The organism is Micromonospora sp. NPDC000668 (assembly GCF_042897975.1).
In the GTDB taxonomy this organism is placed as follows: domain Bacteria; phylum Actinomycetota; class Actinomycetes; order Mycobacteriales; family Micromonosporaceae; genus Micromonospora.
This window is the reverse complement of sequence record NZ_JBIAYP010000001.1, coordinates 1207182-1225761: the sequence shown is the minus strand read 5'-3', so window position 1 is coordinate 1225761 and position 18580 is coordinate 1207182. Positions and strand designations below refer to the sequence as shown.

Annotated in this window: 13 protein-coding genes; 3 read left to right on the top strand and 10 right to left on the bottom strand. The window is 71.5% G+C overall.

Features of this window, described 5'->3' with window-relative positions:
* Positions 1–28: 28 nt before the first annotated feature.
* From ACFY29_RS05720 to ACFY29_RS05685, 8 genes are all read right to left on the bottom strand, one after another.
* Entirely contained in the window at positions 29–1333 is a 1305-nt protein-coding gene (locus ACFY29_RS05720) for an extracellular solute-binding protein (protein WP_355612577.1), read from the bottom strand.
* A gap of 85 nt (positions 1334–1418) precedes the next feature.
* Complete coding sequence (locus ACFY29_RS05715; protein ID WP_386983721.1) at positions 1419–2477, bottom strand: LacI family DNA-binding transcriptional regulator; 1059 nt, start codon at positions 2475–2477, stop codon at positions 1419–1421.
* Positions 2478–2836: 359 nt separating this feature from the next.
* A complete protein-coding gene (locus tag ACFY29_RS05710) occupies positions 2837–3748 on the bottom strand; it encodes an amidohydrolase family protein (RefSeq protein ID WP_386983719.1) in 912 nt (303 codons plus the stop codon).
* Positions 3745–4554 carry a metal-dependent hydrolase gene (locus ACFY29_RS05705; RefSeq protein WP_328418644.1) on the bottom strand — a complete coding sequence of 270 codons (810 nt, stop codon included), beginning with the start codon at positions 4552–4554 and terminating at the stop codon, positions 3745–3747. Before ACFY29_RS05705 ends, ACFY29_RS05710 begins: the two co-directional genes overlap by 4 nt.
* A 102-nt stretch (positions 4555–4656) precedes the next feature.
* Positions 4657–6288: a serine/threonine-protein kinase gene (locus ACFY29_RS05700; RefSeq protein WP_386983716.1), complete on the bottom strand. Its 1632-nt coding sequence runs from the start codon at positions 6286–6288 to the stop codon at positions 4657–4659.
* A 119-nt stretch (positions 6289–6407) separates the two neighbouring features.
* Positions 6408–8207, bottom strand: a complete 1800-nt coding sequence (locus ACFY29_RS05695) for a serine/threonine-protein kinase (protein WP_386983714.1) — start codon at positions 8205–8207, stop codon at positions 6408–6410.
* A gap of 83 nt (positions 8208–8290) precedes the next feature.
* The gene (locus ACFY29_RS05690; RefSeq protein WP_386983713.1) at positions 8291–9625 is read right to left on the bottom strand and encodes a glycosyltransferase family 4 protein; all 1335 of its coding nucleotides are present in this window, start codon (positions 9623–9625) and stop codon (positions 8291–8293) included.
* 140 nt (positions 9626–9765) lie between these two features.
* Complete coding sequence (locus tag ACFY29_RS05685) at positions 9766–11712, bottom strand: amylo-alpha-1,6-glucosidase (RefSeq protein WP_386983711.1); 1947 nt, start codon at positions 11710–11712, stop codon at positions 9766–9768.
* Between the two features lie 42 nt (positions 11713–11754).
* Here ACFY29_RS05685 and ACFY29_RS05680 point away from each other — a divergent pair, with 42 nt between their 5' ends.
* Positions 11755–14463, top strand: a complete 2709-nt coding sequence (locus ACFY29_RS05680; RefSeq protein WP_386983710.1) for a glucosidase — start codon at positions 11755–11757, stop codon at positions 14461–14463.
* A gap of 146 nt (positions 14464–14609) precedes the next feature.
* Here the strand turns inward: ACFY29_RS05680 and ACFY29_RS05675 are convergent, their stop codons facing one another.
* Entirely contained in the window at positions 14610–14993 is a 384-nt protein-coding gene (locus ACFY29_RS05675) for a DoxX family protein (RefSeq protein ID WP_386983708.1), read from the bottom strand.
* A gap of 233 nt (positions 14994–15226) precedes the next feature.
* Here ACFY29_RS05675 and ACFY29_RS05670 point away from each other — a divergent pair, with 233 nt between their 5' ends.
* Positions 15227–16108, top strand: coding sequence for an RNA polymerase sigma-70 factor (locus tag ACFY29_RS05670; RefSeq protein WP_386983706.1), 882 nt, complete (start codon positions 15227–15229; stop codon positions 16106–16108).
* A 37-nt stretch (positions 16109–16145) separates the two neighbouring features.
* On the opposite strand, the gene ACFY29_RS05665 is transcribed toward ACFY29_RS05670, so the two are convergent.
* Complete coding sequence (locus ACFY29_RS05665) at positions 16146–16988, bottom strand: hypothetical protein (RefSeq protein WP_386983704.1); 843 nt, start codon at positions 16986–16988, stop codon at positions 16146–16148.
* 433 nt (positions 16989–17421) lie between these two features.
* Here ACFY29_RS05665 and ACFY29_RS05660 point away from each other — a divergent pair, with 433 nt between their 5' ends.
* Positions 17422–18501, top strand: coding sequence for a hypothetical protein (locus ACFY29_RS05660; RefSeq protein WP_386983702.1), 1080 nt, complete (start codon positions 17422–17424; stop codon positions 18499–18501).
* The last annotated feature ends 79 nt before the right edge of the window (positions 18502–18580 follow it).

Genomic DNA, 18580 nt, shown 5'->3' with positions numbered 1-18580 from the left:
GTGCCGGTCACGCCCGCCGCTCGCCGTGTCACTTGCCGGTGATCTCCTTGACGCCGTCGGCGTACGGCTTGGCGATCGAGTCGAGGACCTGGTCGGGCGACTTGGAGCCGTTGATCAGGCCCTGGAAGCCGGAGACCAGCACGTCGTAGTAGCCGGGAACCGGCCAGTCCGGGTAGAACGCGAGGCCGTCCTGCTTGCTGACCGTGTTGAAGTCCTCGATCAGCTTGCGGTCCTTGGGGTCGCTGATCTTCGCCGGGTCAGCGGCGACGGGCACGCCACCGTTGTTGCCGATCAGGTCCTGGATCTCCGGACGCAGGGTGATGTCGATGAAGTCGTACGCCAGTCCCTTGGCCTTGCTGGTCGCCGGGACCACCCAGAGGTTGCCGGATGAGCCGGCCTGCAGGGTGTTGCCGGGGAAGAGGAAGGTGTCCCAGTTGGCCTTCATCTCGGCCTTGAACCGGCCGTACCACCAGCTGCCGGAGACGATCATCGGGGTCTTGCCGCCGATGAACGCGGTGCCCATGTCCTCGGCCTTCAGGCTCGCCGAGTCCTTGGCGACGTAACCCTTCTTCACCCAGTCGGCGAAGGTCTCCGCGCCGGACTTCAGCGGGTCGGCCTTGAAGTCGACCGGATTCTTGTAGAGCTGGTAGTTGTCGACGAACTGCCGGTCCGCCTTGGCCAGCGCCAACTGGTAGAAGAGCTGACCGGCCGGGTACTCGGCGCCCGCCATGCCCAGCGGGGTGACGCCCTTGCCGACGAAGGTGTCCATCGCGGAGGTCATCTCGGCCATGGTGGTCGGGACCTTGATGCCGTGCTGCTGGAAGAGGTCCTTGTTGTAGTAGACCGTCACGTACTCGCCGTAGTTCGGCACGCCGAACCAGTTGCCCGAGCCCATCACGCCCTTGTCGCTGTAGCGGGCGGTGGTCTGCAGGCTGGGGCTGAGCTTGCCGGCCCAGCCGCGCTTGTCGGCCTCGGCGGTCAGGTCGGTGAGCAGGCTCTGGGAGGAGAGCAGGCCGGCGGTAGCATTGCCCTTGTTGTACTCCATCACGTCCGGGCCCTCGGACGAGTTGATGATCATGCCGGCGTTCTGCTGAATCTGCTCGAACGCCTTGCGCTCGAAGCGCACCTCGACGCCCGGGTGCTCGGCCTTGAAGATCTCGATCGACCGGTCCCAGGCGACCCCCATGGCACTGTTGGCGCTCTCGTAGTGCCACAGTTTGAGGGTCTTGGCCCCGCTGTCGTCCCCGCTGTCCCCACCGCCGCACGCGGCCATGGTGGTCGTCGCGGTCGCTGCCAGGGCGAGCGCGGCGACGATTCGGCGGAATCGCTGCATTGCTATCCTCCTCATTGAGTATCTAGCCGGTACTTCACTGGGCCCGTCGTCGCGTTGCAGCGCGGCGGCGGGCCGTTTTAGCTGGTCAATCCCCGTCGGTCGGTGACCGCCCGGGTGCGTCCGGTGCTGGCTGTCGTGGCACGGCGGTCGATCCCCGGACTTCCAGCGCGCATGGCAGCAGTTGCTGGTGGCGCTCGTCGCCGGACCCGTCCAGGTGGCGCAGCAGCGCCTCGATGGCGATCCGACCCATGGCCGAACCGGGAGACGTCATCGCGGTCAACGCCGGGGTGGCCAGCTCGGCGACCTGCCGTGAGGTGACCATCGAGACGACCGAGACGTCCTCGGGCACCGAGAGCCCTCGGCCGGTCAGCTCGCCGAGGATGCCGAAGATCGCGCTCTCGTTCATGGCCAGCACGGCGGTCAGCTCCGGGGCCTGCGCGAACGCGGCGGCCAGGGCCGCCCGCCCGCCCGCGGCGCTGTCCTCGGCCGGGATCATCACCGGCTCCAGGCCGTGCCCGGCCATCGCCGACACGAAGGCGTCCCGGGTACGCAGCGCGGGGCCGTAGCCGCTGGCCAGGGTGGCGGCCGAGTGGTTGACGTAGACGATGCTCCGGTGGCCCAACCCGACCAGGTGGGCGACGGCCTCCCGCACGGTCTGCTCGAAGTCGATATCGACGTAGGAGAGCGCGGTGGTGTCGCCGGTGCGGCCGATCAGGACCAGCGGTACGCCGGCCTCCTGGAGCACGGTGACCCGCTCGTCGGCGAGCTGCACCTCCATCAGCACGACCCCGTCGAGCATCCGCTGGCTGGCCAGCCGCCGCAGGTCGTCGAGGTCGCCGCCGCCGACCGGCGAGAGCACCAGGTGGTAGCCGGCGGCGCTGGCTGCGGCGGCGGCGCCGGTGACGAAGGCGGTCTCGGTCGCACCGAGGCCGCGCTCGTCCATCGGCATCAGCAGGCCCAGGATCCGGCTGCGCCGGCTGGCCAGGCCGCGGGCCATCGCGTTGGGCTGGTAGTCCAGCTCGGCCATCGCGGCGAGCACCTTGTCCCGGGTGGCCTGGGAGATCGGCCGGGTGCCGGTGAGCACGTACGACACGGTGCTGACCGAGACCCGGGCGAGGCGGGCTACGTCGTGCATGGTGGCCATCGCGCACCTCCTCCGGCCGGGCGTGGGATCGCTCCCGAATGATCGTCGAAGCGTTTCGACGAAGCGTTTCGACAGACGCTAGGCCACCTGTTACGACGACGTCAATAGCCGATGTCGAAAAGAAAGTCGGGCTGCCCTGAGGCCCCTCGGTGCTGCCCGTACTGGCCGCGCCGCGCCCCTCACCCGCCCCTTGGTGGTGCGCCGAACGCCATGGTCACGCTCGATCCTGGATGTAGTCGCCTCGTACCGCACCGGAGGCCACTACATCCAGGATCGAGCACGATCTTGGATGCGACGGCACCCGACGGGCCGTACCCGACGGCGATGCTCTGCCCACCCGGGCAGCGGCGGCCGCGGGGTCAGGAGAGGTCGAACAGGGCGGCGGCGCTGTCCCAGCAGACCGCGCGCAGCCAGTCGTCGCCCAGGTCCAGCCGGGCCAGCCCGGTCAACTGATCGGCGTACGGGTAGGGGATGTTCGGGAAGTCGCTGCCCAGCAGTACCTTGCCCGCCAACCCCAGCTCGCGCAGCCGGGGCAGCTCGTCGGCCGGGAAGGGTACGAACCGGTCGAAGAACGGGGTGAACGCCATCGTGGTGTCCAGCCGGACCCGCTCGTACGCCTCGGCGAGGTCGAGGAACGCCCGGTAGTCGGGGGCGCCGAGGTGCGCCACCACGGCGGTCAGCCGGGGGTGGCGGGCCAGCAGGGCGGCGAACGGCTCCGGTCCGGTGTGCGTGGTCCCCACCGGGGCGTGCCCGGCGTGCACCACCACGGGCACACCCGCGTCGGTGAGCATCCCCCATACCCGGTCGAGGTCCGGGTCGGTCGGCGAGAAACCGCCGACCTGCACGTGCACCTTGAACAGCCGGGCCCCGCCGATCAGCGCGGCCTCGACATAACCGGGAGCGTCCGGCTCCGGGAAGAACGTGGCCGAGGGCAGGCAGCCCGGTGTGGTCCGGGCGAACTCCAGCGTCCAGCGGTTCAGCTCCGCCGCCATGCCCGGTCGGTGCGGGTACGCCAGCGCGCCGAACGCGCGTACCCCGAGCCGGCGCAGGTGCGCCACCCGGTCGGCGTCGCTCCACCGGTAGCGGATGGGCCACTCGGTGCCGACCAGCGGCCCCGCCGCGTCGAAGTACTCCCACACCCGGCGCAGCAGCCGCGGTGGCAGGAAGTGCACGTGCACGTCGGCCAGCCCGGGCAGCCCGAGCGCGCGCCAGAACTCCGGCACCTGCTCATCCGCTGCCGGCGGTGACTGCTGCGGCGCCGGGTCGGTCATATCTCGATGTTGAACCGTTGCAGCACCGAAGGAGCGATCAGACCGGCGGTGGAGAGCAACGCGACCACGGTCAGGACGGCGCGCAGCACGACCACCTCGGTCTTGCTGCCGGTACGCAGCGCGATGCTGTTCGGCAGGCCGATCATCGTCCACATCCGCCGTCTGATCGGGATCGGCCAGAGGATCGGCACCCCAGCCCGGGTGATCATGTCGCCGAGGATGTGCACGAAGCAGCCCACCCCCACGGCCACGCCGATCAGCGGATAGCCGCGCCCGCCCGGGAGGTTGACGAAGGTGAACCAGGCCGCCCCGGCCGAGGCGAGGGTCACGATCACCCAGCCGGCCCGCTCAGCCCAACCGTCGAACAGCCCGCGCAGAGCCAGGCCAAACATGAAGAACAGGATGGTGATCACCGCCCACTTGCCGTACGCGGTGCAGAGCGCGGTGGTGCCCCAGCCGACCAGCAGGGTGAACGGGATGGTGTGCGTCAGCGTCCGGTGCCCGTTGTTGCGCCGGGGATCCTTGCTGAGCTTCGTCGCGTAGTAGACCCCGAGCGAGATCTTCTCCATCACCTCGGCGACGAAGAGCGAGAACACCCCGAAGGTGCGGGCCACGGTGGCGCCGCCCTGGTTGCGGGTCACCTTGCCCGACAGGTCGAGGTCGGGAAAGAGCGCGCCGCCGGCGCACACGGCGGTGCCCACCGCCAACGCGAGCGGCGACTGCTGGTAGTCAGCGAACTGGTCCAGTGCCCAGGACCCGGCCAGCCATACCGCCGCGCCAGACAGCGCGTGCGACGGTCCCATCATGTCGGCTCACCCTCCCCAGGGATCTTGAGCGCCAAAACTACGCCACTGTAGTCAGCGTCGGCGCCGCAGGGGCATCACCCGGACGGTCCACAACGGACGGTCTCAGAGTGCGGGGGTGAAGCTCTGCCGGATCATCGGCAAGTATGTCGCGTTGACCTGCCAGTCGAACTCTTTTGTCAACCACGAGACGGTGTAGGCGCGCCCGGCCGAGGTGTTGGCCAGCAGCCGGAAACTGTGCACCCGGTCGCCGGCCGCGTTCTCCCAGGCGCACTCCCAGATCGCGCCGCCCTCGAAGATGTCCAGCGCGGAGATGTCCACCTTGCGATAGCCCGGTAGCGCCTCGCCGCCGGTGAGCCGGGCCTCCTCGGCCTTCCAGTACGCCACCGGATCGGGTCGGGCCGGCCCAGCCTCGACGCTGAGCACCCGAGGGCCGTCGGGCTCCCGGAAGCAGGTCACCGCCTCCTCGGTCCAGCGCAGCCAGGTCACCGGCGCGGCGATCCGGAAGCCGGCCGGGTCGTCGTGCCAGGTCCAGCCCTCCACCAGCCGGTACCGTGCGCCAGCCGGCGGCGGCACCGACGGCACCGGGACGGCCGTCGGCGGCGGGGGCGTCGCGCAGGCGAACGCGGCCGGCCGGGGGGTGGTGACGCCGCCCCCGGAGCCGGACGGCGGTGTTCGTCCGTCGCGGTTCATCAGTGCAAGCGTGACGCCCACCGCGGCGAGCAGCGTGGTGACGGTGGCCGCACCGCCCAGGGCGAGCAGCCGCCGACGTCGGCAGCCGGGAAGGGGCGCCGGCCGGCGTCGCCGGCTCGCCGGGTCGGCGGGCTGGGCCGACTGGTCGATCAGAGCGGGCACGGCGGCGCGGCCTGCTTTGCGCACCGCCGCCACCGCCGCGGAGCGGGCCGGCTCGGCGGGCTCGTCGTCGTCCGTCGCCGCGCTCCGCAGCAGCGGCTCCACCTCGGCGGCGGTCAACCGCCGCCAGGGGTCGCGTTGCAACAGCCCGGTGAGCGCGGGACGCAACGGCCCGGCACGGCGCATCGGGTCGGGCGGTTCGGTGGCCAGCGCGCTGAGCGTGGCCATCGCACTCGACCGGGCGTACGGCGAATGCCCCTCGACCGTCGCGTAGAGCGTCGCGCCCAGCGACCACAGGTCGGTACGCGGGTTCGACACCCCGTCGCGGGCCCGCTCCGGTGCGACGAACTGCGGCGAACCGAGCACCATGCCCGGCCCGGTCATCGCCCCGTCGCCGCCGTCGAAGGTGGCCAGCCCGAAGTCGGTGAGCACCACTCGACCGTCGTCGGCGACCAGCACGTTGTGCGGCTTCACGTCGCGGTGCAGCACCCCGGCGCTGTGCGCGGCCCGCAACGCGGCGAGCACGGCCAACCCGATCCGGGCGGTGCGCTGCGGGCTCAGCGGCCCCTCGTCGCCGATGATCTGCTGCACCGAGCGGGACGGCACGTACTCCATCACGATCCAGGGGCTCTTCCGGTCGTGCACGACATCGTAGATGCGGACCACGTTGGGGTGGTTGAGCCGGGCGGCGGTGCGCGCCTCGCGCAGCGTCCGCAGCCGCAACTCCGCGCGTTCGGTCTCGGCCAGCCAGGACGGCGGCACGACCTCCTTCACGGCAACATCGCGGTGCAGCATCTCGTCGCGGGCCAGCCACACCCGGCCCATCCCGCCGGTGCCGACCAGGTCGAGCAGCCGGTACCGACCCGCGATCAGCAACTGCTGCACGGCCGCTTCCCCTCGGTCACCCCGGGTTACACGATAGCCACCGACGCGGGTTTTCTCATCCGCTGAGCGGCCTCGATCCACGCCGGACGGTGGTCGGGAGCACGACCGTACGGTGCAGGTCAGCGGGGTGATCGGAAGCTGTTTCGCAGTACTGTCCAGTCCGCGCCGGCGGCGGTCCAGTCCCGGTCGTCGGTGGTCCAGCCCAGCATCCAGCGACCGCCCCCGGCGGGTGGATCGACGACCTGTTGTCGGGCGTGCAGCCGGGCGCCGTACGGCGCGTCCCACCGGCACTCCCACTCGGCTCCGCCGCCGCTGGCGGCGAGCCGGATCTCGTCGTAGCCCGGCAGCGCCCCGTCACCGGCCGCCGCCTCGCGGAGCGCCCGCAACCGCGCGAGCGGATCCGCGGCGCCACCCTCGGCGACGCTGAACACCCGGCCGGTCGCCGGGTCCTGGAAGCAGGCCACCGCTCGGTCCCGGTAGTAGTGCCAGCTCGCCGGCACGGAGACCCGGAAGCCGTTGGTGTCGGCGTGCCAGACCCAGCCGTCCGGCGGGCGAAACTTCTCGCCGGGAGCCGGCGACCTGGCCGGCACCGGCGCGCCGATGATGTCCGGGCGGACGCACGGAAACGGGGGCGGGGGCAGGTCCCGCCCGCCCAACGGTGGGGGCCGGTTGCCGCCATGGCCGAACGGACCGGCCGGGCCACCACCACGGGGCGCACGGTCGGGGCCGCCACCGCCGGGCAACGGGTCCGCAGACGGCGTGGGCGTCGGCCGGCTGGCGGCCCCCGTCGGCTCGTCACCGGTGACGGCCAATGCGGTGCCGACGCCGGCGGCGGCCGCCACCAGCAACGCCGCGACGATCAGGCTTCCCCGGCGCGCCGCACGCCGCCCGGCCGGTCGGCCGAACGTCCGAGCCGGTGCGTCGGCGGTGACATCCGGCTCGTCCGGGGCGTCGGCCCCGGTGGCGGTGGGTTGGTCGGGCTCGGACAGCCGGACGGTGGGGTCCTGATCGGACACAGTGGGCTGGTCGTCCGGGTCGGGCACCGGGGACGGGTCGGGCACCGGGGGAGGGCCGGGCACCGGGGGTGGGCCGGACACCGGGGGCGGGCCGGTGACGCCGGTCGCGGCGGCCGTGAGCAACCGATGGGCCTCGTCGTGGTCGACGCGGTGGCGCGGGTCGCGGCACAGCAGCCCGGCGAGCACGGGCGCGAGCGGTCCGGCGCGCGAGGCCGGGTCCGGCGGCCCGGCGGCCAGCGCGCTCAGCGTGGCCATCGCGGTGCTGCGGGCGTACGGGGAGCGGCCCTCCACGGCGGCGTACAGGGTGGCCCCGAGCGACCACAGGTCGGCGGCCACGGTGGACACCCCCTCGGCGGCTCGCTCCGGGGCGACGTACTGCGGGGAGCCGAGCACCATGCCGGGGCGGGTCATCGCGCCGTCGCCGCCGTCGAAGGTGGCCAGCCCGAAGTCGGTGAGCATCACCCGCCCGTCGTGTGCCATGAGCACGTTCTGCGGCTTGACGTCGCGGTGCAGCACCCCGGCCGCGTGCGCGGCGTGCAGCGCGCCGAGCAGGGCCAGGCCGATCCGGGCCGTCCGGGCCGGCTCCAGTGGCCCCTCGTCGTCCAGCACGTCCTGCAGGGTGCGCGACGGGACGTACTCCATCACGATCCACGGGCTGCCCTCGACCGGGACGACGTCGTAGAGCCGGACCACGGCGGGATGGTTGAGCCGGGCCGCGGCGCGTGCCTCTCGCAGGGTGCGCGAGCGCAGCTCGGCCCGCTCGTGGTCACCCAGCCAGCTCGGCGGCACGACCTCCTTGACCGCGACCTCGCGGTGCAACATCTCGTCGTGGGCCCGCCACACCAGGCCCATGCCCCCGCGGCCCACCAGGTCGAGGAGCCGGTACCGACCGGCGATCAGCACCTGTGCACACTCCTCCTCAGCCGCTGTCCGGGATACACCCTAGCCAGCGGATCGGGAGAGACCTATCGGTCGTCCGCCTCGGCTCAGCAGGCGGCGTGGTCCGCCCCGGCGAGCAGGTTGCCCTCCGGGATGGCGATCCGGGTACGTCCGCCCGCCAGTCGGGCGGCGGCCCGTCGGGCCTGTAGTGGACCGTGCTCGCGACGGGCGGTGGTGTAGCTGGCGGCGGTGCGGGCCGCGATGGTGGCCCAGCCGTACCGCTCGCCGACCATTGTGCGGGCGCGTCGGGCCATCCGCCGGGCGAAGACCTCGTCGCCGAGCAGTTGCCCGACCGCCCCGGCGAGCGCGTCCGGGTCGCTGTGCGGGAACGTCACGCCGGTCACGCCGGACTCGACGATCTCGGCGAGCCCGCCGGTGCGGGCCACCGCGAGTGGCGCCCCGGCGGCCGCCGCCTCCAGCGCCACCATGCCGAAGGGCTCATAGAGGCTGGGCACCACGGTCGCGTCGGTGGCGCCGAGCACCGCCGGCAGTTGGGTGGCGTCGAGGAAGCCGGTGAACCGGACGGTCGAGCAGAGCGCGAGCCGCCGGGCCTCCTCCTCCAGTTCGGGGCGGTACGGGCCGTCGCCGGCGATCACCACGCGCAGCCCGGGGTGCCGCTCGCGCAGCCGGGGCACCGCGTGCACCAGGTGCTGTACGCCCTTCTCGTAGACCAGCCGCCCGGCGTACCCGATCAGCGGGCCCTTTCCGGCGAAGCGTGCCCGGGCCGAGGCGACCGCGCGCGGTCGGGCGCGCCAGGCCCGGTCGTCGACCCCGTTGGGCACTACGTCGACCAGCGCGGCCGGCAGGTCGAACAGGGCGGTCACCTGCTCGCGCATGTACCCCGAACAGGTGATCACCCGGGTGGAGGAGCCGCTGAGCCAGTGCTCGACGCCGTGGATGGTGCGGTTCATCTCCTCCGGCAGCCAGCCCTGGTGCCGGCCCGCCTCGGTGGCGTGCATGGTGGTGACCAGGGGCAGGTCGAGGTGTTCGGCGAGGGTGATGGCGGTGTGGGCGACGAGCCAGTCGTGGGCGTGGATGACGTCGTAGGTGCCGGCTTCGGTGGCGCGCAGCGCGGTGCGGGTGAGGGTGTGGTTGAACGCCATGGTCCAGGCCAGGAGGGAGCTGGTGGCCAGGGGGAAGGTGACGGGGTCTTCGGGGGCGCGCAGGATGCGGACGCCGTCGGCGTACTCCTCGAGGGGTGCGCCGTCCGCGTGCCGGGTGACGACGGTGACGTCGTGGCCGGCGGCGGCGAGGGCGACGGAGAGAGCGTGGACGTGTCGGCCGAGGCCGCCGACGAGCACCGGCGGGTACTCCCAGGAGAGCATCAGCACCCGCAGCTGCCGGGCGGGGTGGATGTCGATCACGTGGGCGTCGGGTGACATTGCGGCCCCCTTTGAGTTGTCCCCGGGCGCGCGCCGACCGGCACCGGAGCCGGTGCCTACCGTCGCGTCTGGATCTCCGACCCATCCTGCCGGGGTCGAGATAACCAGCGGAGACACCGCCGTTGCGGTCGTGTAAAGCGCTACTGGCCCTTTCGACGCACCCGCAGCAGCTCGGCCACCGACCACGCCTGGAACGGGCAGCCGGTCGCGGCATGCGGCGCGAGGCCATCGGCCGTTTCGCTCACCGAGCCTAGCCCAAACTCGGTCAGATGCGCCTCAATACCGATGAAGACGTCATCGACCGACATCTTGCCCCGACGGCACGCGTCCACGTACGGGCCGAGCAGCCACGGCCAGACCGTGCCCTGGTGGTAGCCGCCGTCCCGCTCGGCCGGGCCACCCCGGTGCCGGCCCACGAACTCCGCCGAATCCGGCGCGAGGCTGCGCGGCCCGAGCGGGGTCAGCAGCCCGGCCGCGACCCGGCGCAGCGTCGGCTCGTCCGGCTCCAACGGCGCGAACGGCAGCGACCAGGCCAGCAACTGGTTGGGGCGCAGCGCGTCGTCGTCGTGCAGGGCCGCCCCGCCCAGCGGGTACGCCGGCGCGGGCGCGTCCAGCACGTCGTGCAGCCAACCGGTCGGGGTCGGGTAGCGGTCCCGGAACGAGGCGGTGGCCTGCCCGTGCCGTCGCCACAGCTCGCCCGCGTCCTGCCCGGCCAGCTCGGTCAGCTCGGCGAGCCCGGCCAGCCCGTTGATCCACAGCGCGTTGACCTCGACCGGCTTGCCGGTACGCGGGGTGACCGGCACGCCGTACACCCGGGCGTCCATCCAGGTCAGCGCGGTTCCCGGGGCGCCCTGGGCGAGCAGCCCGTCGGCCGGGTCGACGCCGATGCCGTAGCGGGTGCCGGCCAGGTGCGCGTCGATGACCGTGCGCAGGGCCGGCAGCAGCTCGTCGCCGAGGTCGGTATCGCCGGTGATCGTGACGTGCCGGCTCACCGCGTGCAGGAACCACAGCGTGCCATCGACGGTGTTGTACTCCACCCGCCCGGTGTCGGCCGTGTTGGCGAGCATCCCCTCGGACAGCGTCGCCGCGTACGCCCGCAGCAGCTCCCGACCCTCCTCGGCGCGGCCGGTGCAGAGGAACAGCCCCTCGTACGAGATCATCGTGTCCCGCGACCAGGCGCCGAACCACGGGTACCCGGCCACCACGTCGATCGCCGTGCCGCCGCCGGGACGCACCACGAACGCGTCCGCGGCCAGCGCGAGCGTCGCCTGCACCGGGTCGGCCGGCTTCGCCGCGGCCACCACCTGCCGGTTACGCCGCCGTGCCGTCGCCACGATCTCCTCGGCCGGTGGCGGCTCCTCATCCAGCCGGCCGGCCCAGGCCCGCACCGACACCGTGTCGCCGGGGCGCGCCAACTCGCCGGCGAAGCGTCCCGCGTACCAGAGATCCTCGTCGGCGGGCAGGCCCCGGGTGGCCTCCTCGCGGTGGTGCACGCCCAGCCACCACTGCCCCTCCGGCGCCCAGCCCGGGCCGGCGAGCCGGTACGCCCCCTCGACGACCGCGCCGCCGGCCACCGGCTCGACCTGCGGCGTCGGGCCGTCGGCGCGCCGTTCGCCGTGCGCGTCGCGCCAGGTGCAGGCGGCCGAGAGTTCCAGCCGGACCGGCCCGCCGGCGACCAGCCGGTGCACCACTGCCACGCAGGAGCGGCCGGGCAGCATGGCCAGCTCGCGCTCGATCACCACCGCGCCGATCCGCCACCGCCACCGGGGCAGCCCGTCGACCAGGTCGAAGCGCTCCAGCAGCTCGAAGCCGCGCGGGTCGACGTCGCCGGAGGACCACTCGTGTGCGCCGAGCCGGACCCGCGCGCCGGACGGCAGGGTGACCGCCGGGTCCAGGCTGACCAGTCCCACCCGACGGGACGCCGGGGTCTCGCCGGGCACCACCAGCAGTCCGTGGTAGCGGCGGGTCCGCAGCCCACCGACGGTGCCCATGGCGTAACCGCCGATGCCGTCGGGCACCAGCCACTCCCGGCTGGCGGCGCTGGTCAGGTCGCCGCAGACCTGCGGGCCGAAGCGAATGTCGATCAACTTTCCTCCACCGGCGGCGGGGTGTAACACGCCACGACGAGAATGGCCGCTGTGGTCAAGTACCGCGGCGACGTCAAAGATGTGCACGTGATCACTGACCGATCGTCCTCCGACGCCTCGCCACCCGACGCTGAGCGGCTCCGGCTCGCCCAGACCAACTCGGGGGAGCAGGACTGGCGCGCATGGGGGCCCTATCTGTCCGAACGGGCGTGGGGGACGGTGCGGGAGGATTACAGCGAGCACGGTACGGCCTGGGACTACTTCCCGCATGACCACGCGCGGTCCAGAGCCTACCGGTGGAATGAAGACGGGATGGCTGGCGTCTGCGACGACCGGCAGACCTTCGCCTTCGCCCTCGCGCTGTGGAACGGCACGGACCCGATCCTCAAGGAGCGGATGTTCGGCCTCGGCGGTGACGGCGGTAACCACGGTGAGGACGTCAAGGAGTACTGGTGGTACGAGGACTCCACGCCCACCCACTCCTGGATGCGCTGGCGCTACCACTACCCGCAGGCCGCCTTCCCGTACGACGAACTGGTCGCGGTGAACGCGCTGCGCGGCCGGGACGACACCGAGTACGAGTTGGTCGACACCGGGATCTTCGACGACGACCGGTACTGGGCGGTGACCGTCGACTACGCCAAGGCGTCCCCGACCGACCTGTGCATGGTGGTGACCGTGGCCAACCGGGGCGACCGGGCGGCCACCCTGCACGTGCTGCCCAGCCTGTGGTTCCGCAACACCTGGGCCTGGGGGCTGCCCGGCGGTGACCGGATTCCCCGGCTGGCCGGTGAGGGCGCGAGGCTGGTCGGCGAGCACCGGGTGTTCGGCCAACTGCTGCTGGAGGGCGACGGCGACCCCGTGCCGCTGCTGTGCGACAACGACTCCAACGCCGAACGGCTCTGGGGCCTGCCCGGCCGGTCCCGCTACCCGAAGGACGGCATCAACGACCACGTGGTCAACGGCGCGGCGACGGTCAACCCGGCGGGGGAGGGCACCAAGGGGGCGCTGCACTACGTACTCGATGTGCCGGCCGGCGGTCAGCGCCAGATCCGGCTGCGCCTGACCCGCACCGCGTCGCCGCCGGCCGCCGCGCCGCCGCCCCGCGCGGATCTCGGCGACGGCTTCGAGGCGGTGGTGTGGGCGCGGCGGGCCGAGGCGAACCGCTTCTTCGCCAGCGTGATCCCGGAGGCCGCCACTCCCGACGAGGCGCTGGTGGCCCGGCAGGCCATCGCCGGGCTGATGTGGGGCAAGCAGTTCTACCACTTCGACGTCAAGCGCTGGCTGGACGGCGATCCGGGCTCGACGCCGCCGCCGGCCGGACGCCGGCACGGGCGCAACAGCGCCTGGTGGCACATGACCAGCTTCGACGTCATCTCCATGCCCGACCCGTGGGAATATCCCTGGTACGCGGCCTGGGACCTGGCCTTCCACTGCGTGAGCATCGCCCGGGTCGACCCGGGCTTCGCCAAGGAGCAACTGCTGCTCCTGCTGCGCGAGTGGTACCTGCACCCCAACGGGCAGATCCCGGCGTACGAGTGGGCGTTCGGTGACGTGAACCCGCCGGTGCACGCCTGGGCGGCGCTCAAGGTGTTCGAGATCGACGGCGGCCGGGACTACGAGTTCCTGGCCCGGGTGATGCACAAGCTGCTGCTCAACTTCACCTGGTGGGTCAACCGCAAGGACACCGGCGGCAACAACGTCTTCGAGGGTGGCTTCCTCGGGCTGGACAACGTCGGGCCGTTCGACCGGTCGGCGGCGCTGCCGGTGGCCGGTGTGCTGGAGCAGTCCGACGGCACCGGCTGGATGGCCATGTACGCGCTGAACCTGCTGGACATGGCGATCGTGCTGGCCGAGCACGACCGGACCTGGGTGGACACCGCCACCAAGTTCTTCGAGCACTTCGCGTACATCGCCGCCGCCGCGTACGAGCAGGGGCTGTGGGACGACGAGGACGCCTTCTTCTACGACGTGCTGCGGCTCGCTGACGGCACGAAGGTGCCGTTGAAGGTCCGCTCGGTGGTCGGGCTGCTGCCGTTGGCCGCCACCACCCGGCTCACCGCCCGGACCCTGCACCGGCTGCCGGAGCTGGGGGCGCGGCTGCGCTGGTTCCTCACCAACCGCCCGGAGTACGCCGAGGTGATCGGCACCCGCCGGCTGGGCCCGGACGGCCGCCAGCAGCGGCTGCTGTCCATGGTCGGTCCGGAGCAGGTCGTCCGGCTGCTGGCCCGGATGCTCGACCCCGACGAGTTCCTGTCCGACTTCGGCCTGCGCACACTGTCCCGCGCCCACCTGGACAAGCCGTTCTCGGTCACCCTCGGCGGGCAGGAGTTCTGCGTCGGCTACGAGCCGGCGGAGTCGACCAGTGGGCTGTTCGGCGGCAACTCGAACTGGCGCGGCCCGATCTGGATGCCGACGAACTTCCTGCTGATCAGCGCGCTGCGCGACTACGCGGCGTTCTTCGGCGACGACCTTCAGGTGGAGTACCCGACCCGCTCCGGGGTGAAGCGCACGCTGGACGAGGTCGCCGACGACCTCTCCGCCCGGCTGATCTCGCTGTTCACCCAGGACGACTGGGGTCGACGGCCGATCTACGGTGCGTGCCGGATCTTCCAGACCCATCCCGACTGGCGGGACCTGATCGCCTTCCCGGAGTACTTCCACGGTGACAACGGGGCCGGGTTGGGCGCCTGGCACCAGACCGGTTGGACGGCCCTGGTCGCCGACCTGATCCTCACGCTGCGCCGCTGACCCCACCGCCGCCGGGCGGCCCGGCGTACGTCGGCGGCATGATCGTGCTCGATCCATGATGTAGTGGCATCCCGTCGCCCCGAGGCCACTGGATCCTGGATCGAGCACGATCTTGCGGGTCGCTCAGCCTTGTGCGACCTTGCTCGTCAGCCGGTGAAGGCTTCGGGGCCGAGGCGGCCCCAGGCCACGTAGGCGGTCAGGGCGAGATAGGCCAGGTTCAGCACGATGAACTTGCCGTCGCCTTGCCGGAGATGGGTGATCATCGCGCCGACCATCAGCAGGATCCAGCAGACGGCGGTCACCGGCACCAGGACCGGTGCGATGTCGAGCACGGCCGGCAGGATCAGACCGACCGCAGCCAGGAGTTCGAGGACCCCGAGGGTCTTCACGAAGCCGACGCTGGCGTGCTCGGTCCACCCTCCGCCGGGGGCCTCGGCCAGTTTCTCCTTGGGCACGAAAGTCTTGCTGATGCCGCCAACCAGGGCGACTATGGCCAGCAGTCCGGCAGCGACCCACAGAGTGACGTTCATGAGGTTTCTCCTCGCAGGGTTGTTGGCGACTCTGGTCTCGGAGTCAGCGTCGCCATCGGCTCGGGCAGGAGATGCCGCCGGTTCGATTCCTGTGACAGCTCGGCCAGGTGACGCCCGTCACAAGCGCCTGTTGTCACCGAAACCAGCGGTGCGGTGTCTTGTGAGCGACGCAGCCGAGATCGAGGACAGGAGCCGCCGGTGGCCAGCACATTCCGGAACCCGGGAGCGCAGTCATGAGTGCGGACCCGGCTACCGAAGCATTCGTCGCCCACCGCAACCTGCTCTTCACCGTCGCCTACGAGATGCTCGGCTCGGCCGCCGACGCTGAGGACGTCCTCCAGGAGACCTGGCTGCGGTGGGCGGACGTCGATCTTGAGACGGTGCGGGATCAGCGCGCATACCTGGTCCGGATCGCCACCCGCCAGTCGCTCAACCGGCTGCGTACGCTCGGCCGCCGCAAGGAGTCCTACGTCGGCTCCTGGCTGCCCGAGCCGCTGCTGACCACGCCCGACGTCGCTGACGACGTCGAGTTGGCCGAGAACGTCTCGATGGCGATGCTGCTGGTGCTGGAGACGCTCGCCCCGACCGAGCGGGCGGTGTTCGTACTGCGCGAGGTGTTCGATCTGGCCTACGACGAGATCGCCGAAGCCGTCGACAAGAGCCCGGCGGCGGTCCGCCAGATCGCCCACCGGGCACGAGTACATGTCGCCTCGCGCCGGCCGCGCGGGGTGGTTTCGCCGGCCGAGGCCCGGGGTGCGCTTGAGGCGTTCCAGCGGGCGGTCGAGACCGGCGACATGCAGAGCCTGCTCGACATCCTCGCGCCGGATGTCGTGCTCATGGGTGACGGTGGCGGAGTCAAACAAGCGCTGCTGCGGCCCGTCACGGGGGCTGGCAAGGTCGCCCGGCTGCTGGTCACCAGGAAGGTCAGGATCGCGGCCATGTCGATACAGCCGGCCGAGGTCAACGGCTACCCGGCGCTGGTCCTCCGGCTCGACGGCGAGATCGACACGGTCGTGGCGCTACGCATCGACGACGGCCTCATCACGGGGCTCTACGCTGTGCGCAATCCCGAGAAGCTGTCGCATATGCAGCGGGAGACCGCCCTGCACCGCTGAATCCGTGGCCCGCATGACTGGTGGTGCCATCGGGTCGTCAGCGGGCCGACCCGAGCAGGCGGCGCCACCATGCGGGGCGGGTGTGCCCGTCGCCTGGTGCGGACGGTCCTGGGATGCTTCGAACCTCTTGGGCGGCTGGCTGGCCGGACTCGGGCTGCCCGTGCTCGCCTTCCTGGCTCGGCGGGACCTGCCGCTGTTCCTGGTCGAGGCTGTCGCGACGCCGCGGCCCGCCGAGTTCCGCTACCCCCTGCGCCGCCGCCGCCAATGCCGCCGTCGTGTATCCCGGCGTCGTGCCCGGTTCGGCTTCGGCCGACGGGTCGCGCTTCAGGACATCTACCGCGTGCCCGTAGCAACCCTGGAGCACAGTGTCGTTCTGGAGCACGCGGATCAGGTCGAGGGGCCCCTCGCACCGCTGGTCATCGTCGGCCGCCTGCGCGCACTGGCAGCGCTGCCCATGCCAGGCCTCGATGTCCTCGACGGTGGGGGCGGCGGCCTTCTGCGCCTCCCGACTCTCGGCAAGATCAATCAAGAACTGCGGACCCTCGGCTCCCACGGCGAGGTCCCGTCCACCCACCCGCTGACACAACCGCCAGGTCACGTCGTCCGTACCGTGGAAATTGGGGTCCAGCCTCCGTTGCGCGGCCCGGCCGGGGACCAGCGCGTGCGTGGCAAACCAGACCTGCGGGCGTACGACGACCGGCCGGTGATCCTCTCCAGGGACGGTCAGGGCTGGCGTCACGCTGATGCTGGCGCCGAAGGTGTAGTCCACGTCCCCCCACTCGGAGGCCCGCTCCACCGTGACCGGGGGATCGCTGACACCGCTGGCGCGGAGTTCGTCCAACAGGTCTGCCAGGTCTCGGTGGAAGTTGGACGCGACCATGCTTGCGTAGATCCACACCCAGTGCCTCCCGGAGCCATCACACCGCCGGCCACCACCATTGTCCAGCTTCACACCACCTGGCCGGCGTCGCTGGCGTATCCACCGCTGCCCTGACCTGCGGTAGCGCCCATCCGATCGTCAATCCAGGAGGCTCGCGGTGGCCGTTGTGGAGTCCACAACCTCGGTAGCCGATGACAGCTTCTTCCGATGGGTCTGTTGAGTGCTTTTGGCAGTGGGAGACACCTTTCGTGATCTCGGTCCGGCCTACATCGCGCGTCGGATCGAACGGACTTGTTGACCTGGCTGGCCGCCCCCGATTCGCTGTGCCTGGGCGGTCAGCGCCCGGAACGGGGGCACTGCGATGCACTCTTCTAGCGAGCCAGCAGGTCCGGTGCAGCCACCGGCCGCACGGCGGTGGCGAACGGTCACGGTGGTGGGCGTCGCGGTCGTCATGTTGGTGGCGGTGGGCATGGTCGCGTGGCGTGTCACGGCCACGGCGCGAACGGTGCCGGTGCGCGCCGGGTTGGAGGAGGTGTTTACCGGCCTGCCTGCTGAGCTGCGGCCACCGGCCCAGGTGGCAGACCTGCCGACCGACCGAGGAGTTGGCCGGGGCGCGCTGATTTATCACCCGGGGATTGGTGCGGGCGGCTTCGAACCCGAAAGCCGTACATTCGAACAGCACGATATCTATCTGGTGACGGGGTCAGGTGAGCATTTCCGGGTCGGTCGTACGCCCTCGAATGTCGGCCCTCGGAACCTGTCACTGTCCCCTGATGGGCGCTGGCTGGGTGCCAAGCGGGACGGTCACTGGCGGGTGAGGGACCTGTCGGGCGTGGCGGAGTACGAGGTTCCGGGTGGGTACGAACTAGGGCTGTGGTCCACAGACGCCCGCTCGTTGCTGCTTGCCAAGCCGGGCGTGGACGGCCGGGCCTTCACGATGATGGCATTGCCCACTGGCGTGATAAGCCCGCTAGAGGTGCGTACGCATGCCGTCGCCACCGAAGTGGCTTTCATCGGCGGTCGGGAGTTGGCGGTGTTCGAACCGAATCCATGGGTCGATCCGTCCGCGCCGCAGGAGCTGAATATCACGCTGAAGGATGTGGTTACGGGCGCGCCCCGGACGCTGCCAGTGATCGCACCCGGCCAAATGAAGCCGGGTGAGGTGCTGGGTCCGCTCATGGTGCTGTGGCACGCGGGCGGCAGCCCTCCGAGCATCTGGATGGAGGTCGGCCGGGCCGATCTGGCACCCACCGGCGGCCTGGTAGCGCCGTCCGTGGCGCTGCTGGGAGTAGACGTAGCGTCGGGTGGCTCCATCGCCAGGATCGAGATGCGTTCTGCCGATGCGGATGAGCAGCAGCTGTGTCTAGGCGTGGTGGCTGACGGTGTTGTTCTGCAGCGCTGGACCGCGACCAGTACAGAACTGATCGTCGTCGACCCGCGCCGCAACACCCGCCGTGTCGTCACGACGCTTCCCAAGTTTGTGGCCGTACTCGTTCCCGGCGCAAAGATGTAGCCACCGTTGGGCACAGGGCAGCCGTCCGGGAACGACCTCGGCAGTGCCCACGCCGCGAACCGGGCGTTACCAACGAGGG